This window comes from Amycolatopsis sp. NPDC004625 (genome assembly GCF_040609695.1).
Classification (GTDB): Bacteria; Actinomycetota; Actinomycetes; order Mycobacteriales; family Pseudonocardiaceae; genus Amycolatopsis.
Genome location: NZ_JBEXKX010000007.1, coordinates 1 through 18,955, shown reverse-complemented (window position 1 = coordinate 18,955; position 18,955 = coordinate 1). Strand labels below are relative to the sequence as shown.

Here is an 18,955-nt window from a genome sequence, read left to right as displayed (position 1 = left end):
AGCCCCAGATGTCACCGGCTACGGCCGGGAACCCTGCGGCACCGGCACCCGGTGCAGCACCGCGCGCACGACGTCGGTCGCCGACCGCCGCGCCGCGTGGGCCTCGGTGGTCAGCACCAGGCGGTGCGCCAGGACCGGGACCGCGACCGTGTGCAGGTCGTCCGGCACGACGTAGTCGCGGCCCGACAGCGCGGCCTGCGCCCGCGCCGCGCGCACCAGGTGCAGCGTGGCCCGCGGGGACGCGCCGAGCCGGATCTCCGGGACCTGCCGGGTGGCCGCGACGACGTCGACGGCGTACCGGCGGACCTCCGGCGCGATGTGCACACCGCGGACCGTCTCGATCAGGCGGTGCACGGTCTCGCCGTCGGACACCGGCTGCAGGTCGTCCAGGGGGTTGTGACCGGCGTGCTCGTCGACCATGGCCAGCTCGGCCTGCTGGTCGGGGTAGCCGATGGACACCCGCGCGGTGAAGCGGTCGCGCTGGGCTTCGGGCAGCGCGTAGGTGCCTTCCATCTCGATCGGGTTCTGGGTGGCGATCACCATGAACGGCTCGTCGAGGTGGTAGGTCGAGGTGTCGACGGTGACCTGGTGCTCTTCCATGCACTCCAGCAGCGCCGACTGCGTCTTCGGCGAGGCGCGGTTGATCTCGTCGCCCACCACGATGTTCGCGAACACCGGGCCGGGGCGGAACTCGAACCCGCCGCTCTGCCGGTTGTAGATGGAGACGCCGGTGACGTCGCTCGGCAGCAGGTCCGGGGTGAACTGGATGCGGCTGACCGTGCAGTCGATCGACCGGGCGAGGGCCTTGGCCAGCGAGGTCTTCCCGACGCCGGGCACGTCCTCGACCAGGAGGTGGCCTTCGGCGAGCAGCGTGACCAGCGCGATCCGGATGACGTCGGGTTTGCCGACCAGCACCCGCTCCACGTTGGCGGCGATCCGCCGCGCGGTCTCGTGCAGTTCGTCCAGCGGCACTCTGCCGGGCTGGCCGGGGGCCCGGCCGTTGCCCGAGGGCTCCGCCGGATAAGGCGGCCGCCCGGATGCCTGCTCGCCCGATCCGGGCGCGGCAGACTGGATTCTCGACGTCACTCGACCTCCTGGTGGCGCATGGCCGCGCGCACTGTGCGCACCGCCGGGCCGAACGGCCCCTCGCTGGTGTCCGCGCGCAGCGACCAGCCTGCCACCCAGTGTGTCAAACCCGGGCGAACCGGGGGGTGGAACCCCGCGATGACACTGCGCAAGCAGCGACGATACCCCGAACGGGTGCCCTTTCACCCGATTCTGGGTGCTCCCGCTGACACCCTGCTCTGTCGTATGCTGCGGTTCGAGGTCGCCCGGCTACGGAGAGGCGTAACCGCTTATGAGCGAGGTGCGAACGCAGCCGCCCTTCGACCTGCGCGGCTTCGCGGTCGCGCCCGAGCTGGCCACGGACGCCTACGCGAAGCTCGGTGCCCTGCAGGACGTCGTGGGCGAGATGGTCCGCGAAGCCAAGGTGCTCGGGCGGAGCGTGCCGCTCGGCGGCGGGTACGCGGGCGAGATCGGCGAGTTCATGGCGGAGTACGGCATCGGCGGCCAGGGCTCGGCGGTCCAGCAGCTGACGGCGTTCGGCAAGGAACTGGAGACGCTGAAGCACCGGATCGGCGAGGCGCTGGCGAAGTACCAGCACGCGGACGAGCAGGCGGCCGAAGGCGTGGACTGCACCGGTGGCTGAGCGGCGGCGGACGGTCCGGTGGTCCGTGCCCGTCCTTCTACTCCTGCTCGGTGGCTGCGGGCAGGCACCGAGTGCCGAGCCGGCCACCGCGGCGCACACGTCCACGTCCGAACGCCCGCCGGTCGCCTGGACCGGCCTGGCCGCGCTCGACCCGTGCACGCTGCTCGACCCGCAGGACCGGTCGACGGCCGGGATCGGCGTCCTCGGCAAGCCCAAGGACATCGGCGGCGCCCGCGCGTGCGACTGGAGCGTGCCCGGCACCTTCGGCGTCACCCTGACCCTCAGCGACACCGACGGCCTGGCCGATCTGGAGGTCGCGAAGAAGACGGCCACGAAGACGAAGGTCGGTGCCCACCCCGCGCTGCGGGTGGCGGACAAGAAGGCCGCCGACGGCACCTGTGCCGTGCTGATCGGCGTGGGCGACGGCGCCAGCGTTCAGATCGACGTCAGCAACACCGGCTTTTCGGACACCCCGCTCGCGTGCCGTCGCGCGGGCACGGTGGCCGGGCTGGTCGAACCCAAGCTGCCCTGACCAGGAGGTGCGCCGTGCCCGAACCCCCCGTGCCCACCGCGCGGTACGAGGCCTACAGCCACGAGGCGATGGCCGCGGAGGTCGAGCGCGGCAATGATCCGGTCGCCGCGGGCGAGGCGGGGGCGCGCTGGGACGGGCTCGCGAAACGGCTGCAGGAGTCCACCGCCGACGTCGCCGCGCTGGTCGCCTCCTCGGAGGAGCACTGGCGGGGCGAGGCGGGGGACGCGGCGCGCGCGGCGCTCGGCCGGGTCGCGCGGTGGCTTTCGCACTCCGCCGCGGTGTCGGCTTCGGTGGGCCAGGCGGTCGGGGCGCAGGCCGACGTGGCCGCGCGGGCGCGGGCCGACATGCCGCCGCCGGTGACCTACGACCCGGCGTCGATGATCCGCGACGCGGCGTCCAGCGGGAACGTGCTGGTCCTGGCCGGGCTGGCCGGGGAGATGGCGGCCCGCCGCGCCGAAGCGGAGGCCGCGCGGCAGAAGGCGATCGACGTCCTGCGGACGCGGGACACCGCGCTGCACGGGCACGTGCCCGCCGAGGCGTTCCCGGCCCCGCCGGCGCTGGGGCGGGCTTGATCCGCCTTTCGGCGTCGGCGTTCGACATCCTCTGGACCGACCTCGGCCACGACCGCCCGCCGGAACCGCTGACCGTCCGCAGCGTCGGTGCCACCGACGCGGAGCGCGCCGAGGTGCGGGCGGCGGTCTACGAAAACCTGGCTTCGCGGGGCCTCTGCGAAGGAGCACGCCTGGAGCCGGCGCTGGCCGCGCGCCTTGAGCTGCTGGCGGCGGGGGACGTGTTCGTCGCGTGCGAGGCGCTGGCCGACATGACGGCGCCGACGCCGTTCCGCGCGGTGACGGCGGTCCGCGGCCGCCGCGGCGTGCTGGCGACCCAGCCGGAGCAGACGATCGGCCTGGACTCGATCCGCGAGGCCGAGCTCTGCACGGCGATCGTCGACGTCCTGCCGGAGCTGTCGGCCGGCCCGGGCTACGGCATCAGCCTCCCGGAGTCGACCCTGGCGGGCGTCTCGGACGCGGTGTCGGGGGCGGCGTCGGCGCAGCTCGAGGAGGTCCTGGCCATCCAGGCCCGGCCGGTGTACGCGGCGGGGCAGTTCAGCGTCAGCCGCCGGTCGCCGTCGGGGCGGGTGGCGCGGGTCGGCGGGCTGACGTGGTTCGACACCGACGTCGGCGCGTACTGCGCGGCGAAGACCCCGGGCCGGGGTGGGCGGGAGTGGGTGACGGTCAGCCCGGTCGACAGCACCCGCCTCGCCGCCCGCGTCGCGGCCCTCCTGACCCCCGAGGACTGAGCCCGGACGGGCATCACGCGTGACTGGAGAGGCATCACGCGTGTTTGGAGGGGCATCTCGGCCGGGCGGGTGATGCCCGGCTGTTCACGGGGGTTTCCCCACCTGGCCCCACCCGTGTTCCCCACTGGGACCCACTCGGGTCCCCACGGGGGCCCACTTGGTGGGGTGGAGGGTTCTTTCGCGGCCGTTATGCGGACGCATGGGGAACAGCTGAGGTTGCTCCGGCCCCCGGCGCGGGGGATCTTGGCCACCGTCCCCCACCACAGCCCCCACCTGGGCCCACCCTGCTGACCTGCGCAAACGGAACACTCGACGGAGTGGTCCGCGCGTTTGTCGCGTTGACTGTGGTGAAAAGTGGGGTACGGTGGTGCCCAGTGGGGCGGAAGGGAAGCCCCGTGGCCGTCCGGGGTGGTTCGCCACCGTGGACGGTAGGGAGGTGGAGGCCGTGTTCCTCGGCACCCACACCCCGAAGCTGGACGACAAAGGGCGGCTCGCGCTGCCCGCGAAGTTCCGTGACGCCTTGGCGGGTGGGCTGATGGTCACCAAGGGGCAGGATCACTGCCTCTTCGTCTTCCCACGCGCCGAATTCGAGCAGATGGCGCGCAAGGTCGCCGAGGCCCCGTTCACGAACGAGGCGGTTCGGGCCTACCAGCGCTACCTGTTCGCCGGCACGGACGAGCAACGTCCGGACGGCCAGGGGCGCATCACCGTCGCGCCCGAGCTCCGCCGCTACGCGGGGCTCAGCAAGGAGTGCGTGGTGATCGGGGCGATCACCAGGCTGGAGATCTGGGACGCCCAAGCGTGGCAGGCGTACCTGGAGGAACACGAAGACAGCTACGCGAAGGCTCGAGAGGAAGTACTGCCGGGCGTCTTCTAGACGTGCGGTCGCGGTGCACCTTCGTCGTCGGGGGACGAGAGGTTCGCCGCCCGCGCGAGGAGGGGAAGCCCACCCGGATGCCGTGAGGCCTCTGTCCGCTCAACAGCCCTGGTGCACCTTCCCCGGTACCAGGTCCGCAGCGGGCGGACAGGGACCTGACGGCATCCGCCATATTTCCCCCGGCCGACCAGGCGAGAAAGGGGGAGGGAACGATGACGGCACCCGAGCACGTCCCGGTGCTGCTCGACCGGATAGTCGAGCTGTTCACTCCCGTGTTCGCCGACCGCGACGGCGTCCTCGTGGACGCCACGGTCGGCCTCGGCGGGCATTCCGACGCCCTCCTCGAAGCGTTCCCGCGGCTGCGCCTCGTCGCGCTGGACCGCGACCCGGCCGCACTCGAGAAGTCCGGCGAACGCCTGGCCCGCCACGGCGACCGCGTCGACCTCGTGCACACGGTCTACGACGGCCTCCCTGACGCCCTCGAAGGGCTGGGCATCGCCAAGGCCGACGGCATCCTGTTCGACCTCGGCGTCTCGTCGATGCAGCTGGACCGCGCCGAACGCGGGTTCGCCTACGCCAAGGACTCGCCGCTGGACATGCGGATGGACCCGACCACCGGGTTCACCGCCGCCGACGTCCTCAACACCTACGCACCCGGCGAGCTCGTCCGCATCCTGCGGGACTACGGCGAAGAACGCTTCGCGCAGCGGATCGTCAAGGCGGTCGTGGCCGAACGGGAGAAGGAGCCGTTCACGAACAGCGGACGCCTGGTCGAGCTGCTCTACGACGCCGTCCCGGCCGCCACCCGCCGCACCGGCGGGCACCCGGCCAAGCGCACGTTCCAGGCGCTGCGGATCGAGGTCAACGGCGAACTGGAGGTGCTCCGCCGCGCCATGCCCGCCGCCCTGGGGGCCCTCAGGACCGGCGGCCGGATCGTCGTCGAGTCCTACCAGTCCCTGGAAGACCGCCTGGTCAAGCAGGCGCTGGCCGAGCTCGCGAAGTCCCGCACCCCGGAAGGGCTCCCGGTGGAGCTGCCGGGCCACGGACCGGAGCTGAAACTCCTCACGCGCGGCGCCGAGAAGGCCGGCGAAGAGGAGATCGAACGCAACCCGCGGGCCGCTTCGGTGCGCCTGCGGGCCGCAGAGAGGATCGGAGAGCCGCGATGACCGCTCCCGCGAAGTCCCGCCGCCGGGCCGCGCCGGCGACGGGGAGCCGCCGCACCGAGGCCGCCCGCACTGCGACGACCACCGTCGAGCCGGATCCGAACGCGCCCGAACCGGGGCGCCGCGCGTCGCGGGGTCGCACGTCCGCGGCCGAGCGCGCCTACGCGCGCCGGGCCCAGCGCGCCGACCTGCTCAAGGAGCGCGAGCCGCGCCCGGAGCCGAAGGCCGCGGCCGCCGCGCCGCAGCCGAAGCTCAAGCTCCGGACCCTGCTGCCCAAGTCGCGGGCGTCGTTCGTGCTGATGATGATGGCGCTGCTGGCCGCCGGGGTGGCGACCACGCTGTGGCTGACCACGCAGGCGATCGCCGACTCCTACCGGCTCGAGCAGCTGCGCACCACCAACGCGAACCTGGCCGAGCAGAAGGAACAGCTGCAGCGCGACGTCGCGAAGGCCGAGTCGCCCGCTTCCCTGGCCCCCGCCGCCCAGCAGCTGGGCATGGTGCCCGGTGGTGACCCGGCGCGCATCGTCGTCGGCCCGGACGGCAGGACCTCGCTCGTCGGCGAGCCCAAGAAGGCCCAGGCGGACACGCCGGTGGTGCCGGCCGCGCCGCCCGCCGCGCCCGCGGCGGGCACGCAGTCCCAGCAGGGCGCGCCGATCGAGGGCGACCAGCCCGCCGTGCCCGCCGAAGAGCCGCCGGCCCAGCCGGGAGCCGGCCAGTGATGGCATCGGGCCGCGGCCAGGTCCGCGCGCGCGCCGCGGGCAGCGCACGGCGGACGTACGCCGCCGGGACGCGCAGCGCCACCGCGCGCCGCGGCAACGGCGGGCACCGCAGCCGGTTCTCCGCCGTGCGCCTGCTGCTGGTCGCCGTGCTGCTCGTGGCGGGCGTGAAACTGGTGCAGGTGCAGTGGTTCGACGCCGCGGCGCTGTCGGCCGCGGCCGAGCGGCAGCGCACCCAGACCATCGACATCCCGGCCCAGCGCGGGTCCATTGTGGACCGCAACGGCGCCAAGCTGGCGTTCAGCGTCGAGGTGCGCACGCTTTCGGTGAACCTCAAGGCGCTGCACAAGAGCATGGACGACTTCGCCGCCAAGAACCCCGGCACGGCCAAGACGTTCGACGCCGAAACCACCGCGGCCGCCAAGTACATCGCCGGCAAGCTGCCGAACGTGATCACCGAGCAGCAGCTGCTCGACCTGTTCCACAAGCAGGCGTCCTTCACCTACCTGGTGAACAACGTCGAGCCGTCGATCGCCGCCGACATCGTCAAGCACTACGCGTGGATCGGCGTCGAGAAGCGCGCCCTGCGCGAGTACCCGGGCGGCAACCTGGCGGCGAACATCGTCGGCGCCGCGAACTGGCGCTCCGACGACGTGGACGTCTCCAAGCACAACCTGCACGGCCTCGTCGGCCTCGAGCTCATCCGCGACAACGACCTCGCCGGTACCGCGGGCCGAATGCTGGTCAACACGAAGAACGGCAGCGACAACGTCGTCATCCCGGGCACCGAGCGCGACATCCAGGCCGCGGTCCCGGGGTCGGACCTCGAGCTCACGATCGACTCCGACCTGCAGTACGAGGTGCAGCGCCAGCTGTCGGACTACGTCCGCAACTCCCACGCCAAGGGCGGCCAGGCCGTCGTGCTGGACGCCAAGACCGGCGAGGTCTACGCGCTGGCCAACGACACCACGTTCGACCCCAACGACCAGAGCTCCTGGACCCCCGAGGACCTGAGCAACCCGGCCGTCACCACGCCGTTCGAACCCGGCTCGGTCAACAAGCTGGTGACCGCCACCGGCGCGATCGAGTACGGCGTCGCGACGCCGGAGTCGACGGTCGAGGTGCCCGGCGCGCTGCAGGTGGCCGACAAGACGGTGCACGACGCCTGGACGCACGGCACCCAGACGTTCACCACCACCGGCGTCTTCGCCAAGTCGTCCAACATCGGCACCCTGCTGCTGGCGCAGAAGATCGGCGAGGAACGCTACGCGAACCTGCTCAAGCTCTTCGGCCTCGGCCAGCGCACCGGCGTCGGCCTCCCCGGCGAGAGCGCGGGCGTGGTGCCCGCCCGCAGCCAGTGGTCGGCGACCACCTTCGGCAACCTGCCGATCGGGCAGGGCCTGTCGATGACCATCCTGCAGATGGCCGGGATGTACCAGGCGATCGCCAACGACGGCCTGCGCGTCGAACCCCGGATCGTCAAGGCCAAGGTCAACCCGGACGGCACGACCGTGGCCGAGCCGGCGCCGAAGACGGTCCAGGTGGTCGAACCGCAGACCGCCAGGACGGTGCGCGACATGATGCGTGCGGTCGCCCAGAACGGGAAGGGCCTCCAGAAGGGCACCGCGCCCACCGCGGCGGTCGAGGGCTACCAGATCTCCGGGAAGACCGGCACCGGCCAGCAGGTCGACCCGCGGACGAAGGCCTACAGCGACCACCTGTACAACATCACGTTCGCCGGCATCCTGCCCGCCGACCACCCGCGGTTCGTGGTGGGGATCCGGCTGGACGCGCCGGACACGACGCTGCCGGTGGGGCACTCCGCCGCGCCGCTGTTCCACACCATCGCGTCGTACCTGACGCAGCGGTACCAGATTCCGTTGTCGGACGGGCCCTCGCCGGAGGTCCCGCTCATCATCGCCCCTTAGCCCCTCTGCCGCGGCGGGGTCGTGAGTGGTAAGGCGGGTTAGAACCCGCCTTACCACTCACGACCGGCTGCGGCAGAGCGTCCACATCGGCCGGCGGGTGGGAAAGTGTTGCGGGGCAACGAGGTCCAGGGAACCGCCTAGCACATGTGCCTCAGCCGCACGCAATCGCCGTACCGCGTGCGGGGGCCCGGAACGGCCGCCGGTAGCCTCTTGGCCGTGTCCGTGTCCTCGTCCAGTTCCCCGGTGCCGGAAAGCCCGGTGAAAGCGGTCCCCGCGCCGCCCCGCCCGGAGCGCATCGTCCCGGTCCCGCTGGCGACGCTGCTCGCCAGGGCGGACGCCCGCCTGATCGCCGGCTCGCCCGACGCGGCCGAGCTGACCGTCACCGGCACCACGCTGCGTGCGCAGCACGTGCTGCCCGGTGACCTCTTCGCCGCCCTCCCGGGGGCCCGCGCCCACGGCGCCGACTTCAGCGACCAGGCCGTCGCCGCGGGCGCCGTCGCGGTGCTCACCGACGCCGCGGGCGCCGAGCGCCCCGCCCTGCGCGACGCCGGCGTCCCGATCCTGGTGCACGCCGACCCGCGCGCGGCCCTCGGCGAGATCGCCGCCTGGATCTACGGCGAGCCCTCGCTGAAGCTGGCCGTCCTCGGCGTCACCGGCACCTCCGGCAAGACCACGACGTCCTACCTGGTCGACGCCGGGCTGCAGGCGGCCGGCCTGACCACCGGCCTGATCGGCACGGTCGAGACCCGGATCGCCGGCGAACGCCTGGTCAGCGGCTTCACCACGCCCGAAGCGCCGGACCTGCAGGCGCTGCTCGCGGTGATGCTCGAACGCGGTGTCACGCACGTGCCGATGGAGGTCTCCAGCCACGCCCTCGCGCTGGGCCGCGTCAACGGCACCCGGTTCTCCGTCGGTGCGTTCACCAACCTCTCCCAGGACCACCTGGACTTCCACAAGGACATGCAGGAGTACTTCGCCGCGAAGTCCCTGCTGTTCGACGGCCGCTCGACGCACGAGGTCGTCGTGGTCGACAGCGCGTGGGGCCAGGCGCTGCTCACGCCGCAGACGATCACCGTGACCACGGACCCGGGCACCGAGGCCGCGTGGCAGGCCACCGACCTGCAGGCCACCCCGCACGGCGAGCAGACGTTCACCCTGCACGGCCCCGGCGGTGTCAGCGCGCCCGCCCGGATCCCGCTGCCCGGCGAGTTCAACGTCGCCAACGCCGTGCTCGCCGCCGCGATCCTGAGCACCGCCGGGGTGAGCCTGGAGCACATCGTCGCCGGGCTCGCGCAGGTGCAGGTGCCGGGCCGGATGGAGCGCGTCCACGTCGGCCAGGAGTTCACCGCCGTCGTCGACTACGCCCACAAGCCGGCCGCGGTCGCCCAGGGCCTGGATGCGCTGCGGGCCCGCACCGAAGGCCGGATCATCACCGTGCTCGGCTGCGGCGGCGACCGCGACACGGCCAAGCGCCCGATGATGGGCGAGGCGGCGGCCCGCCGCAGTGACGTCCTGATCGTCACCGACGACAACCCGCGCTCCGAGGACCCGGCAGCGATCCGCGCCGCCATGCTGGCCGGCGCCCGCGCGGTCGGCCCCGCCGAGGGCGGCGAGGTGGTCGAAATCGGCGACCGCCGCGAGGCCATCGCGCACGCCGTCGCGCTCGCCGGGCCGGGCGACATCGTCTTCCTCGCCGGCAAGGGGCACGAATCCGGCCAGGAGGCCGGTGGTGTCGTGCACCCGTTCTCCGACCGCGACGAGCTGGCCGCGGCCATCCGCAACAAACTCGAGGTGAGTGTGTGATCGTGCTCAGCCTGGCCGAGATCGCCGACGTCGTCGGCGGCCGGCTGCACCGCGCCGATCCGGGCGCGCAGGTGACCGGCACTGTGGAGTTCGACACCCGGAAGCTCACGCCCGGCGGCCTGTTCGCCGCGCTGCCGGGGGAGCAGGTCGACGGCCACGACTTCGCCGCGCGGGCCGTCGAGGCCGGCGCCGTGGCCGTGCTGGCCGCCCGCGAGGTCGACGCGCCCGCGATCGTCGTGCCGCCGTTGCCCGCGGGCGAGGCCCACGAGCGGTCGGTCGCGCTGACCGGCGACAAGGACGGCTCCGGCGCCGCCGTGCTGGCCGCGCTGGCCAAGCTCGCCCGGTTCGTCGTGCAGCGCCTGGCCGAAGGCACCCTGACCGTCGTCGGGGTCACCGGCTCGTCCGGCAAGACGTCGACGAAGGACCTGATCGCGCAGCTGCTGGAGCCGCTCGGCCCGACGGTGGCGCCCCCGGGGTCGTTCAACAACGAGCTCGGCCACCCCTGGACGGCGTTGCGCGCCGACGCCGAGACCCGGCACCTGGTGCTGGAGCTGTCCGCGCGCGGGCCCGGCCACATCGCCCACCTCGCCGAGATCGCCCCGCCGCGGATCGGCGCGGTGCTCAACGTCGGCAGCGCGCACGTCGGCGAGTTCGGCTCCCGCGAAGGCATCGCGAAGACCAAGGGCGAGCTGGTCGAGGCCCTGCCCGAGGACGGCGTCGCCGTGCTCAACCTCGACGACCCGCTGGTCGCGGCCATGGCGAGCCGCACGAAGGCCCGCGTGGTGTTCTTCGGCGAGAGCGCGTCCGCCCAGGTCCGGGCGACCGGAATCACCCTCGACGACCAGGCCCGGGCGGCCTTCCGGCTGGTCACCCCGGCCGGCGAGGCGGACGTGCGGCTGCCGCTGCACGGCGAGCACCACGTCAGCAACGCCCTGGCCGCCGCCGCCATCGCCCTGGAGCTGGGCTCGTCGCCGGCCGAGATCGCCGCGCGGCTTTCGGCCGTCGAGCGGCGCTCCGCGCGCCGCATGGAGGTCGTCACCCGCGAAGACGGCGTGACGATCCTCAACGACTCGTTCAACGCCAACCCCGAGTCGATGCGGGCCGGCCTCAAGGCCCTCGCGGCGATGACCCGGGACTCCGGGCGCCGCTCCTGGGCCGTGCTCGGCGTGATGGGCGAGCTGGGCGCGGACTCGGTCACCGCCCACGACGAGATCGGCCGCCTGGTCGTCCGGCTCAACATCGCCAAGCTGGTCGTGATCGGCCCGGAGGCGGCGGCCATGCACCAGGGCGCGCACCAGGAGGGGTCCTGGGGCGAGGAGTCCGCTCTGGTACCCGACGTCGAGGCCGCGATCGCCCTGCTGCATGATCAGCTGCGCCCCGGGGACGTGGTGCTGGTCAAGGCCTCCAAGGCCGCCGGCCTCTGGCGGGTCGCCGAAGCTCTGCTCGAACCCCGGGAAACCGACAACTCCGAGAATCGCTCGAACGGTGGTGACGCGTGATCAGCATCCTGATCGCGGCCGCGGCGGGCCTGCTGATCTCCATCCTGCTCACGCCCTACCTGATCCGGGTCTTCTCCCGGCAGGGCTTCGGCCAGGAGATCCGCGAGGAAGGCCCCCAGGGACACAAGTCCAAGCGCGGTACCCCGACCATGGGCGGGGTCGCGATCATCATCGCGATGGTCGTCGGGTACTTCGCCGCGCACCTGATCAACTGGATGTTCAACTCCCGCAGCGGCGCGCCGACGGCGTCGGGGCTGCTCGTCCTGATGCTCGCGGTGGGCCTGGGGATCGTCGGGTTCCTCGACGACTTCATCAAGATCCGCAAGCAGCGCAACCTGGGGCTGAACAAGACCGCGAAGCTGGTCGGCCAGCTGGTGGTCACGATCGCGTTCGCGGTGCTGGTGCTGAACTTCCCGAACGAGCACGGCATCACGCCGGCGTCGGAGAGCCTTTCCTACGTCCGCGACCTCGCGCTGATCACCTTCCCGTCGGTGATCTTCGTGATCTTCTGCTACATCGTCATCTCCGGCTGGTCGAACGCGGTGAACTTCACCGACGGCCTCGACGGCCTGGCCGGCGGCGCGGCGGCGATGGTGCTGGCCACCTACGTGGTCATCTCGTTCTGGCAGGAGCGGCTGTCCTGCGCGAACGGCCCGGCCCCGGCCTGCTACGACGTCCGCGACCCGCTGGACCTGGCCGTGGTCGCCGCCGCGGCGACCGGCGCCTGCGTCGGGTTCCTCTGGTGGAACGCGGCCCCGGCGAAGATCTTCATGGGCGACACCGGCTCGCTGGCCCTCGGCGGCCTGGTCGCCGGCCTGTCGATGACGACCCGCACCGAGCTGCTCGCCATCGTCATCGGCGGCCTGTTCATGGTCGAGATGATCTCGGTGGTCGCGCAGATCGCGGTGTTCCGGACGACCCGGCGAAGGCTCTTCCGGATGGCGCCGTTCCACCACCACTTCGAGCTCGCCGGCTGGGCCGAAACCACGGTGATCATCCGGTTCTGGCTGCTCTCGGCGATCTGCTGCATGTTCGGGCTCGGCCTGTTCTACAGCGAGCAGCTGGGCCTCGGCGGCTGATCGTGGACATCGCTGGTCGTCACGTCCTGGTCGCCGGGGCCGGGGTCACCGGCAAGTCGGTGGTGCCGGTGCTGGTCGAGCTGGGTGCGCGCGTCACGGTCACCGACGGTAACGCCGAGCGCCTGGCCGAGCTCGAGGGCCTGGGCGCCGAGCTGGTGCCGGGCCTGACCGAGCCGCCGTCCGACGTCGTCCTGGTCGTCACCAGCCCCGGCTGGCGGCCGACGTCGCCGCTGCTCGTGGCCGCCGCCGAGGCGGGGGTCGAGGTGATCGGCGACGTCGAGCTGGCCTGGCGCGTCGGGCAGCTGCGCGAACACCCGCCCGCCTGGCTCGTGGTGACCGGCACCAACGGCAAGACGACCACCGCCGGCATGCTCGAATCGATCCTCAAGGCGGCCGGGGCCAACGCCGTGGCCTGCGGAAACATCGGGTACGCGGCGCTCGACGCGGTGCGCGCGGGGTACGACGTGCTGGCGGTGGAGCTGTCGAGCTTCCAGCTGCACTGGTCCTCGACGCTGGCCCCGGACGCGGCCGTGGTGCTCAACCTGGCCGAAGACCACATCGACTGGCACGGCTCGATGGACGAGTACGCGGCCGCGAAGGGCCGGGTGTACACCCGCGCCAAGGTCGCCGTGCACAACGCCGACGACGACTGGTCCACCCGGATCGCCGACGAGCACGCGCCCGAGAGCGCCCGCCACGTCGGCTTCCAGCTCGACACCCCGCGCGCCGGCGAACTCGGCGTGGTCGAGGACCTGCTGGTCGACCGCGCCTTCGTCGCCGACCCGGCGAACAGCGCCGAGGAGCTCGCCACGCTGTCGGACGTGCGTCCCGCGGGCCCGCACAACGTCGCCAACGCCCTCGCCGCGGCCGCGCTGGCCCGCGCCCACGGCGTCACGCCGGAGGCCGTGCTGAAGGGCCTGCGCGAGTACCAGCCGGCCCCGCACCGCGCCGCCGAGGTCGCCGAGGTGGCCGGGGTGCGGTACGTAAACGACTCGAAGGCGACCAACCCGCACGCGGCCGCCGGGTCCCTGCGGGCGCACGAGAGCATCGTGTGGATCGCCGGTGGCCAGCTGAAGGGCGCCTCGGTCGACGAACTCGTGAGCAGCATCGCCTGCCGCCTCCGCGGGGTCGTGCTCCTCGGCGTGGATTCACCCGTGATCGCCGCCGCGGTTGCGCGACACGCGCCGGATGTCCCGGTGAACAGCCTCCGTCCGGGTGACGATGAACCCATGACTGCGGCGGTGAGTGCGGCCAGCGCGATGGCCCGGCCCGGTGACGTGGTGCTGCTGGCACCCGCCGCGGCGTCGTTGGACATGTTCCCGAACTACGGCGCGCGCGGCGACGCGTTCGCCGCGGCGGTGCACGTCCTCCGCGACGACGCAGCGGGGGAGCCGAGTGACGACAGCTGAAAGCAAGCCCGAAGCACCGCCGAAGCGGCCGCGCCGCGAGCGCAAGGAGAGCGGCTTCGTCGCCGTCCGGACCGCGCTGACCGCGTGGCTCTCGCGGCCGCTGGCGTCGTTCCACCTGGTGCTCGCCCTCACCGGCGTGCTCACCGTGATCGGCATCGTCATGGTGCTGTCGGCGTCGTCGGTCGCCTCCTACAACCCGAAGACCGGCAGCGGCGTGTACTCGCTGTTCGTCAAGCACCTGGTCTTCGTCGCGCTCGGCTCGGTCGTGTTCTGGCTGGGCCTGCGGGTCAAGCTGGAGCGGATCCGGCGGATGTCGGCGACGGCGACGGTGATCTGCCTCGGCCTGCTGGTGCTCGTGCTCACCCCGCTCGGCTCGACGGTCAACGGCTCGCAGGGCTGGTTCAAGATCGGCGAGTTCACCTTCCAGCCGGTCGAGGCGGCGAAGGTCGCGCTGGCCTTCTGGGGCGCGCACATCCTGGTCATCAAGTACAACGTGATCCACCAGTGGCGGCACCTGCTGGTGCCCGTGGTGCCGATCGCGCTGCTGATGTTCGCCCTGGTCATGCTGCAGCCCGACCTCGGCGGCACGGTCACCCTCGCCGTCGTCCTGCTGGCCCTGCTGTGGTTCGCCGGCGCCCCGAAACGGCTGTTCGGCGTGATCCTCGCGGGCGGCCTGGCCGGCATCCTCGTGCTCGCCGTCATCGCGCCCTACCGGCTCGACCGGGTCATGTCGTTCCTTTCGCCGGACGCCGACACGACCGCCGAGGGCTTCCAGGCCAACCAGGCCAAGCTCGCGCTGGCCGACGGCGGGTTCCTCGGCAAGGGCCTCGGCCAGGGCACGTCCAACTGGGGCTACCTGCCGAACGTGCAGAACGACTTCATCTTCGCCCTGATCGGCGAGGAGCTCGGGCTGATCGGCTGCGTCGTCGTGCTCGCCCTCTTCGGCGGGGTCGCGGTCGTCGGCCTGCGGATCGCCACCCGCAACATCGACCCGTGGATCCGGATCGTCTCCGGCACCCTGACGGTGTTCCTGGTCGCCCAGGCCGGCATCAACATCGGCTACGTCGTCGGCCTGCTGCCGGTCACCGGCGTCACGCTGCCGCTGATCTCCTACGGCGGCACCTCGCTGGTGATCACCATGCTCATCATGGGCGTGCTCGCGAACGCCGCCCGGCACGAACCGGAGGCGGTGGCCGCGCTGCGCACGCAGGGGCCGGGTAAATTCGGACGCCTGCTGCGGCTGCCCGCGCCCGACCCGTACCGCCCGCCCGCCACACGCAAGGGGGCGGGACGGCCCGGGGCGAAGGCGGCCAGGCCGGCGCCCCGTGCGGCCCGGCCCGCCCCGGCACAGGAACGACGCAGGTCGGTCCGCGAACCGGTGCGCCGCAGCGCGGCACGGACGAGCACGGCCACGTCTCGCGGCGGGGCCGCGCGGACAACAGCGAGCCGTGGTACCCGGAGTACCGCGAACCGGAGAGGTCATAGGTGAGTAAGCCCGTCAAGGGAACCGAGCGATCAGCCGCGGGCAAGGCGCCGGTGGTGGTGGTCGCCGGAGGTGGCACCGCAGGACACATCGAACCCGCCCTCGCCCTGGCCGACGCCGTCATGCGGCTGCGACCGGACGCGAAGGTCGTCGCGCTCGGCACCGAGCGCGGCCTGGAGAACAAGCTCGTCCCGGCCCGCGGCTACCCCCTGGAGCTGATCCCGCCGGTGCCGCTGCCGCGCAAGCCGACGCCGGAGCTGGTCAAGCTGCCGCTGAAGGTCCGCGACTCGGTCCGCAAGACCCGCGAGGTGCTGGAGCGCGTCGGCGCGGACGTCGTCGTCGGCTTCGGCGGGTATGTCGCGCTGCCGGCCTACCTGGCCGCGCGCGGGCGCGTGCCGATCGTCGTGCACGAGGCCAACAAGTCGGCCGGCCTGGCGAACAAGGTCGGTGCGCGGTTCGCCCGCCGGGTGGCCGTCGCGGTTCCGGGGACGACGCTGCCGAAGGCCGAGGTCGTCGGGATCCCGCTGCGGCGGTCGATCACGACCCTGGACCGGGCCGGGCTGCGGGCCGAGGCGCGCGCGCACTTCGGCCTGGACCCGGACGCGCCGACGCTGCTGGTCTTCGGCGGTTCGCAGGGCGCGCAGTCGATCAACGCCGCCGTGTCGGGTGCGGCCAAGGACCTCGCGGACGCCGGTGTCGGCGTCCTGCACGCGCACGGGCCGAAGAACACGCTGGTCGTGCAGGAGTTCCCGGGCAAGCCGGCGTACGTGCCGGTGCCGTACCTGGAGCGGATGGACCTGGCCTACGCCGCGGCCGACGTGGCGATCTGCCGTTCGGGCGCGATGACCGTCGCCGAGGTGACGTCGGTCGGGCTGCCCGCGGTGTTCGTCCCGCTGCCGATCGGCAACGGCGAGCAGGCGACCAACGGCCGCCCCGCCGTCGACGCCGGGGCGGCGCTGATGATCGACGACGCCGACCTGAGCCCGGCCAAGGTCGCCGAGCTGGTCGTCCCGCTGGTCACCGACGCCGACCGCGTCGCGAAGATGGGTGCGGCGGCGGTCGGCATGGGCCACCGCGAGGCCGACGAAACCCTCGCCCGGATCGTTTTGGAGGCCGCGGGTGCCTGAACTGCCTGAAGAACTGCGCCGGGCGCACCTGATCGGGATCGGCGGGGCCGGGATGTCCGGGATCGCCCGGATCCTGCTGGCCCGCGGGGCTTTCGTGTCGGGTTCGGACGCCAAGGAGTCGCGGGCGCTGCTGTCGCTGCGGGCCCAGGGCGCCGAGCTGTTCGTCGGCCAGAGCGCTGCGAACATCTCCGCTCTTCCGCAGCCGCCGTCCGCGGTGGTCGTCTCGACGGCGATCAAGGAGACCAACCCCGAGCTGGCCGCCGCGCGCGCGGCCGGCGTCCCGGTGCTGCACCGGGCCCAGGCGCTGGCCGGGCTGATGGAAGGCCACCGCGTCGCCTGCATCGCGGGCACGCACGGCAAGACGTCGACGACGTCGATGCTGACCGTGGCGCTGCAGCACTGCCGGCTCGACCCGTCGTTCGCCATCGGCGGCGACCTCAACGAGTCCGGCGCCAACGCCCACCACGGCGAGGGCGGCGTCTTCGTCGCCGAGGCCGACGAGAGCGACGGCTCGTTCCTGACCTATTCGCCGTCGGTCGCCGTCGTGACGAACGTCGAGCCGGACCACCTGGACCACCACGGCACGGCCGAGGCCTACACGAAGGTGTTCAGCGACTTCGTCGGCCGGATCGAGCCGGGCGGGCTGCTGATCGTCTGCGCCGACGACGAAGGCGCCGCTGCGCTGGGCGACGAGGCCGAGAAGCGCGGGGTCCGGGTGCAGCGGTACGGCCGCGAGGTCGGCGGCGTCGACGACGTCGCGATCACGTCCTACGAGCCGCTGCCCGACGGCGGGATCGTGCGGATCTCGCTGCGGGGCGAGCCGGTCGACGTGCGGGTCGCGGTGCCGGGCGAGCATATGGCGCTCAACGCGGTCGCGGCCCTGCTGGCCGGGGTCGAGCTGGGCGCGCCGGTCGAGGGCCTGGTGGCCGGGCTGGCGGCGTTCGGCGGGGTGCGGCGGCGGTTCGAGTTCAAGGGCCGGGCCGGCGACGTCCGCGTCTACGACGACTACGCCCACCACCCGACCGAGGTGGCCGCGCAGCTGCGCGCGGTGCGCACGGCGGCCGGGTCCGGCCGGGTGATCGTGGTGTTCCAGCCGCACCTGTACTCGCGGACCAAGACGTTCTCGACGGAGTTCGCGGCCGCGTTGTCGCTGGCTGACGAGGTCGTCGTGCTGGACGTCTACGGCGCGCGCGAGGAGCCGGAGCCGGGTGTCACCGGTGCGCTGATCGCGGACCGGGTGACCGCGCCGGTGCACTACGAGCCGGCGTTCGACGTCGCGGCGCCGCTGGCGGCCGGGCTGGCCAAGGCCGGCGACCTCGTCGTGACCATGGGCGCGGGTGACGTCACGCAGCTGGGCCCGGAGATCCTCGCCGAGCTGGACAAGCGCTGAGGCCATGAGTCCGACCAGGGAACGCCGTCCGCCGTCCGCCTCCTCCGCGGAAGAGGATCGCGCGTCCCTGGCCCGGCAACGCCGGGGGCGGCGCTCCGAGGAGGAGCGCCGCCGGACCCGCGTCGCGCGGGCGAAGCCGAGCCCGCGCACCCGGCCCAACCGGCAGGTGGAGATCCGCCGCCGGTGGGTCGCGCTGCTGAGCGTGCTGACCGTCGTGGCCGCGGTGTACCTGCTGTTCTTCAGCTCGATGCTGGGGGTGCAGGACGTCGCGGTCAGCGGCTCGCGCACGGTGCCCGCCGACCAGATCCGCACGGTGGCGGCAGTGCCGGCGGACAAGCCGTTGCTGCGGCTGAGCACCGACGAGATCCGCGACCGGGTGGCGGCGATGCCGGGCATCGCGACGGTCGAGGTGTCGCGCTCGTGGCCGAACACGGTCGAGATCACGGTGACCGAGCGCACGGCGATCGCGTTCTTCGACAGCGGCCCGGGCGGCGACGGCGTCCACCTGGTCGACGGCGGCGGCGTGGTGTTCAAGACGGTCGCGGCGCGGCCACCGGGCCTGCCGGAGCTCAAGCTGCCGAAGGTCTCGGCGGACGACCCGGTGACCCGCGCGGTGACGGCGGTGCTCGGCGTGATCCCGGAGCAGCTCCTGAAGCAGGTCACGACGGCGACGGCGAAGACCCCGGCGAGCGTGGAGTTCACGCTGGCCAGCGGGAAGATCGTGCGCTGGGGAACAGCGGAGCAGACGGACCGCAAGGCGAAGGTCCTGGCCGCCCTGCTGACCCAGGACGGCAAGGTCTACGACGTCGCCGCACCCGAGCTGCCGACCATCACTTCCTGACCCGGAGGGTCGGCACGGCGTCCCCGGCAGGGCGGGGGCGGCGGGCGGTGGGGGGGGGGCGCGCGGCCCCCGCCCCGGCGCGCGCGCCCCCCCCCCCGCC

General features: G+C 73.0%; 18 protein-coding genes. 16 read left to right on the top strand and 2 right to left on the bottom strand.

Annotation, left to right across the window (positions count from 1 at the left end; translation table 11 throughout):
- Nucleotides 1–18 precede the first annotated feature (18 nt).
- Both ABZW17_RS09780 and ABZW17_RS09775 read right to left on the bottom strand, forming a co-directional pair.
- Nucleotides 19–1,086, bottom strand: a complete 1,068-nt coding sequence (locus tag ABZW17_RS09780; protein WP_354811550.1) for a MoxR family ATPase — start codon at nt 1,084–1,086, stop codon at nt 19–21.
- Nucleotides 1,083–1,238, bottom strand: coding sequence for a hypothetical protein (locus ABZW17_RS09775; RefSeq protein WP_354811548.1), 156 nt, complete (start codon nt 1,236–1,238; stop codon nt 1,083–1,085). The genes ABZW17_RS09780 and ABZW17_RS09775 overlap by 4 nt, the downstream gene beginning before the upstream one ends.
- 119 nt (nt 1,239–1,357) lie before the next feature.
- On the opposite strand from ABZW17_RS09775, the gene ABZW17_RS09770 reads away from it, so the two are divergent.
- The 16 genes from ABZW17_RS09770 to ABZW17_RS09695 all read left to right on the top strand — a co-directional run bounded on the left by ABZW17_RS09770 (nt 1,358) and on the right by ABZW17_RS09695 (nt 18,855).
- Nucleotides 1,358–1,708 carry a hypothetical protein gene (locus ABZW17_RS09770; RefSeq protein WP_354811546.1) on the top strand — a complete coding sequence of 117 codons (351 nt, stop codon included), beginning with the start codon at nt 1,358–1,360 and terminating at the stop codon, nt 1,706–1,708.
- 25 nt (nt 1,709–1,733) lie between these two features.
- On the top strand, nt 1,734–2,240 hold the full coding sequence (locus ABZW17_RS09765; protein WP_354811544.1) for a DUF3558 domain-containing protein: 507 nt from the start codon (nt 1,734–1,736) through the stop codon (nt 2,238–2,240).
- Nucleotides 2,241–2,254: 14 nt separating this feature from the next.
- Nucleotides 2,255–2,812, top strand: coding sequence for a PPE domain-containing protein (locus tag ABZW17_RS09760; RefSeq protein WP_354811542.1), 558 nt, complete (start codon nt 2,255–2,257; stop codon nt 2,810–2,812).
- A complete protein-coding gene (locus ABZW17_RS09755; RefSeq protein WP_354811540.1) occupies nt 2,809–3,540 on the top strand; it encodes an ESX secretion-associated protein EspG in 732 nt (243 codons plus the stop codon). Before ABZW17_RS09760 ends, ABZW17_RS09755 begins: the two co-directional genes overlap by 4 nt.
- Nucleotides 3,541–3,985: 445 nt before the next feature.
- A complete protein-coding gene (gene mraZ, locus ABZW17_RS09750) occupies nt 3,986–4,417 on the top strand; it encodes a division/cell wall cluster transcriptional repressor MraZ (protein WP_354812033.1) in 432 nt (143 codons plus the stop codon).
- Nucleotides 4,418–4,629: 212 nt separating this feature from the next.
- Nucleotides 4,630–5,583, top strand: a complete 954-nt coding sequence (rsmH, locus tag ABZW17_RS09745) for a 16S rRNA (cytosine(1402)-N(4))-methyltransferase RsmH (RefSeq protein WP_354811538.1) — start codon at nt 4,630–4,632, stop codon at nt 5,581–5,583.
- Entirely contained in the window at nt 5,580–6,299 is a 720-nt protein-coding gene (locus ABZW17_RS09740) for a hypothetical protein (protein WP_354811536.1), read from the top strand. Before rsmH ends, ABZW17_RS09740 begins: the two co-directional genes overlap by 4 nt.
- Complete coding sequence (locus tag ABZW17_RS09735) at nt 6,299–8,224, top strand: penicillin-binding protein 2 (RefSeq protein WP_354811534.1); 1,926 nt, start codon at nt 6,299–6,301, stop codon at nt 8,222–8,224. Before ABZW17_RS09740 ends, ABZW17_RS09735 begins: the two co-directional genes overlap by 1 nt.
- A 258-nt stretch (nt 8,225–8,482) precedes the next feature.
- Nucleotides 8,483–10,027 carry a UDP-N-acetylmuramoyl-L-alanyl-D-glutamate--2,6-diaminopimelate ligase gene (locus tag ABZW17_RS09730; RefSeq protein WP_354812032.1) on the top strand — a complete coding sequence of 515 codons (1,545 nt, stop codon included), beginning with the start codon at nt 8,483–8,485 and terminating at the stop codon, nt 10,025–10,027.
- The gene (gene murF, locus ABZW17_RS09725) at nt 10,024–11,526 is read left to right on the top strand and encodes a UDP-N-acetylmuramoyl-tripeptide--D-alanyl-D-alanine ligase (protein ID WP_354811532.1); all 1,503 of its coding nucleotides are present in this window, start codon (nt 10,024–10,026) and stop codon (nt 11,524–11,526) included. The genes ABZW17_RS09730 and murF overlap by 4 nt, the downstream gene beginning before the upstream one ends.
- Nucleotides 11,523–12,605, top strand: coding sequence for a phospho-N-acetylmuramoyl-pentapeptide-transferase (mraY, locus tag ABZW17_RS09720; RefSeq protein ID WP_354811530.1), 1,083 nt, complete (start codon nt 11,523–11,525; stop codon nt 12,603–12,605). The genes murF and mraY overlap by 4 nt, the downstream gene beginning before the upstream one ends.
- A 2-nt stretch (nt 12,606–12,607) precedes the next feature.
- Nucleotides 12,608–14,014 carry a UDP-N-acetylmuramoyl-L-alanine--D-glutamate ligase gene (gene murD / locus ABZW17_RS09715; protein WP_354811528.1) on the top strand — a complete coding sequence of 469 codons (1,407 nt, stop codon included), beginning with the start codon at nt 12,608–12,610 and terminating at the stop codon, nt 14,012–14,014.
- On the top strand, nt 14,001–15,503 hold the full coding sequence (ftsW, locus tag ABZW17_RS09710; protein ID WP_354811526.1) for a putative lipid II flippase FtsW: 1,503 nt from the start codon (nt 14,001–14,003) through the stop codon (nt 15,501–15,503). The genes murD and ftsW overlap by 14 nt, the downstream gene beginning before the upstream one ends.
- Nucleotides 15,500–16,624 carry an undecaprenyldiphospho-muramoylpentapeptide beta-N-acetylglucosaminyltransferase gene (murG, locus tag ABZW17_RS09705; RefSeq protein ID WP_354811524.1) on the top strand — a complete coding sequence of 375 codons (1,125 nt, stop codon included), beginning with the start codon at nt 15,500–15,502 and terminating at the stop codon, nt 16,622–16,624. The genes ftsW and murG overlap by 4 nt, the downstream gene beginning before the upstream one ends.
- Nucleotides 16,617–18,014, top strand: a complete 1,398-nt coding sequence (gene murC, locus ABZW17_RS09700) for a UDP-N-acetylmuramate--L-alanine ligase (protein WP_354811522.1) — start codon at nt 16,617–16,619, stop codon at nt 18,012–18,014. Before murG ends, murC begins: the two co-directional genes overlap by 8 nt.
- A 4-nt stretch (nt 18,015–18,018) precedes the next feature.
- Nucleotides 18,019–18,855 carry an FtsQ-type POTRA domain-containing protein gene (locus tag ABZW17_RS09695; RefSeq protein ID WP_354811520.1) on the top strand — a complete coding sequence of 279 codons (837 nt, stop codon included), beginning with the start codon at nt 18,019–18,021 and terminating at the stop codon, nt 18,853–18,855.
- Nucleotides 18,856–18,955: the final 100 nt, after the last annotated feature.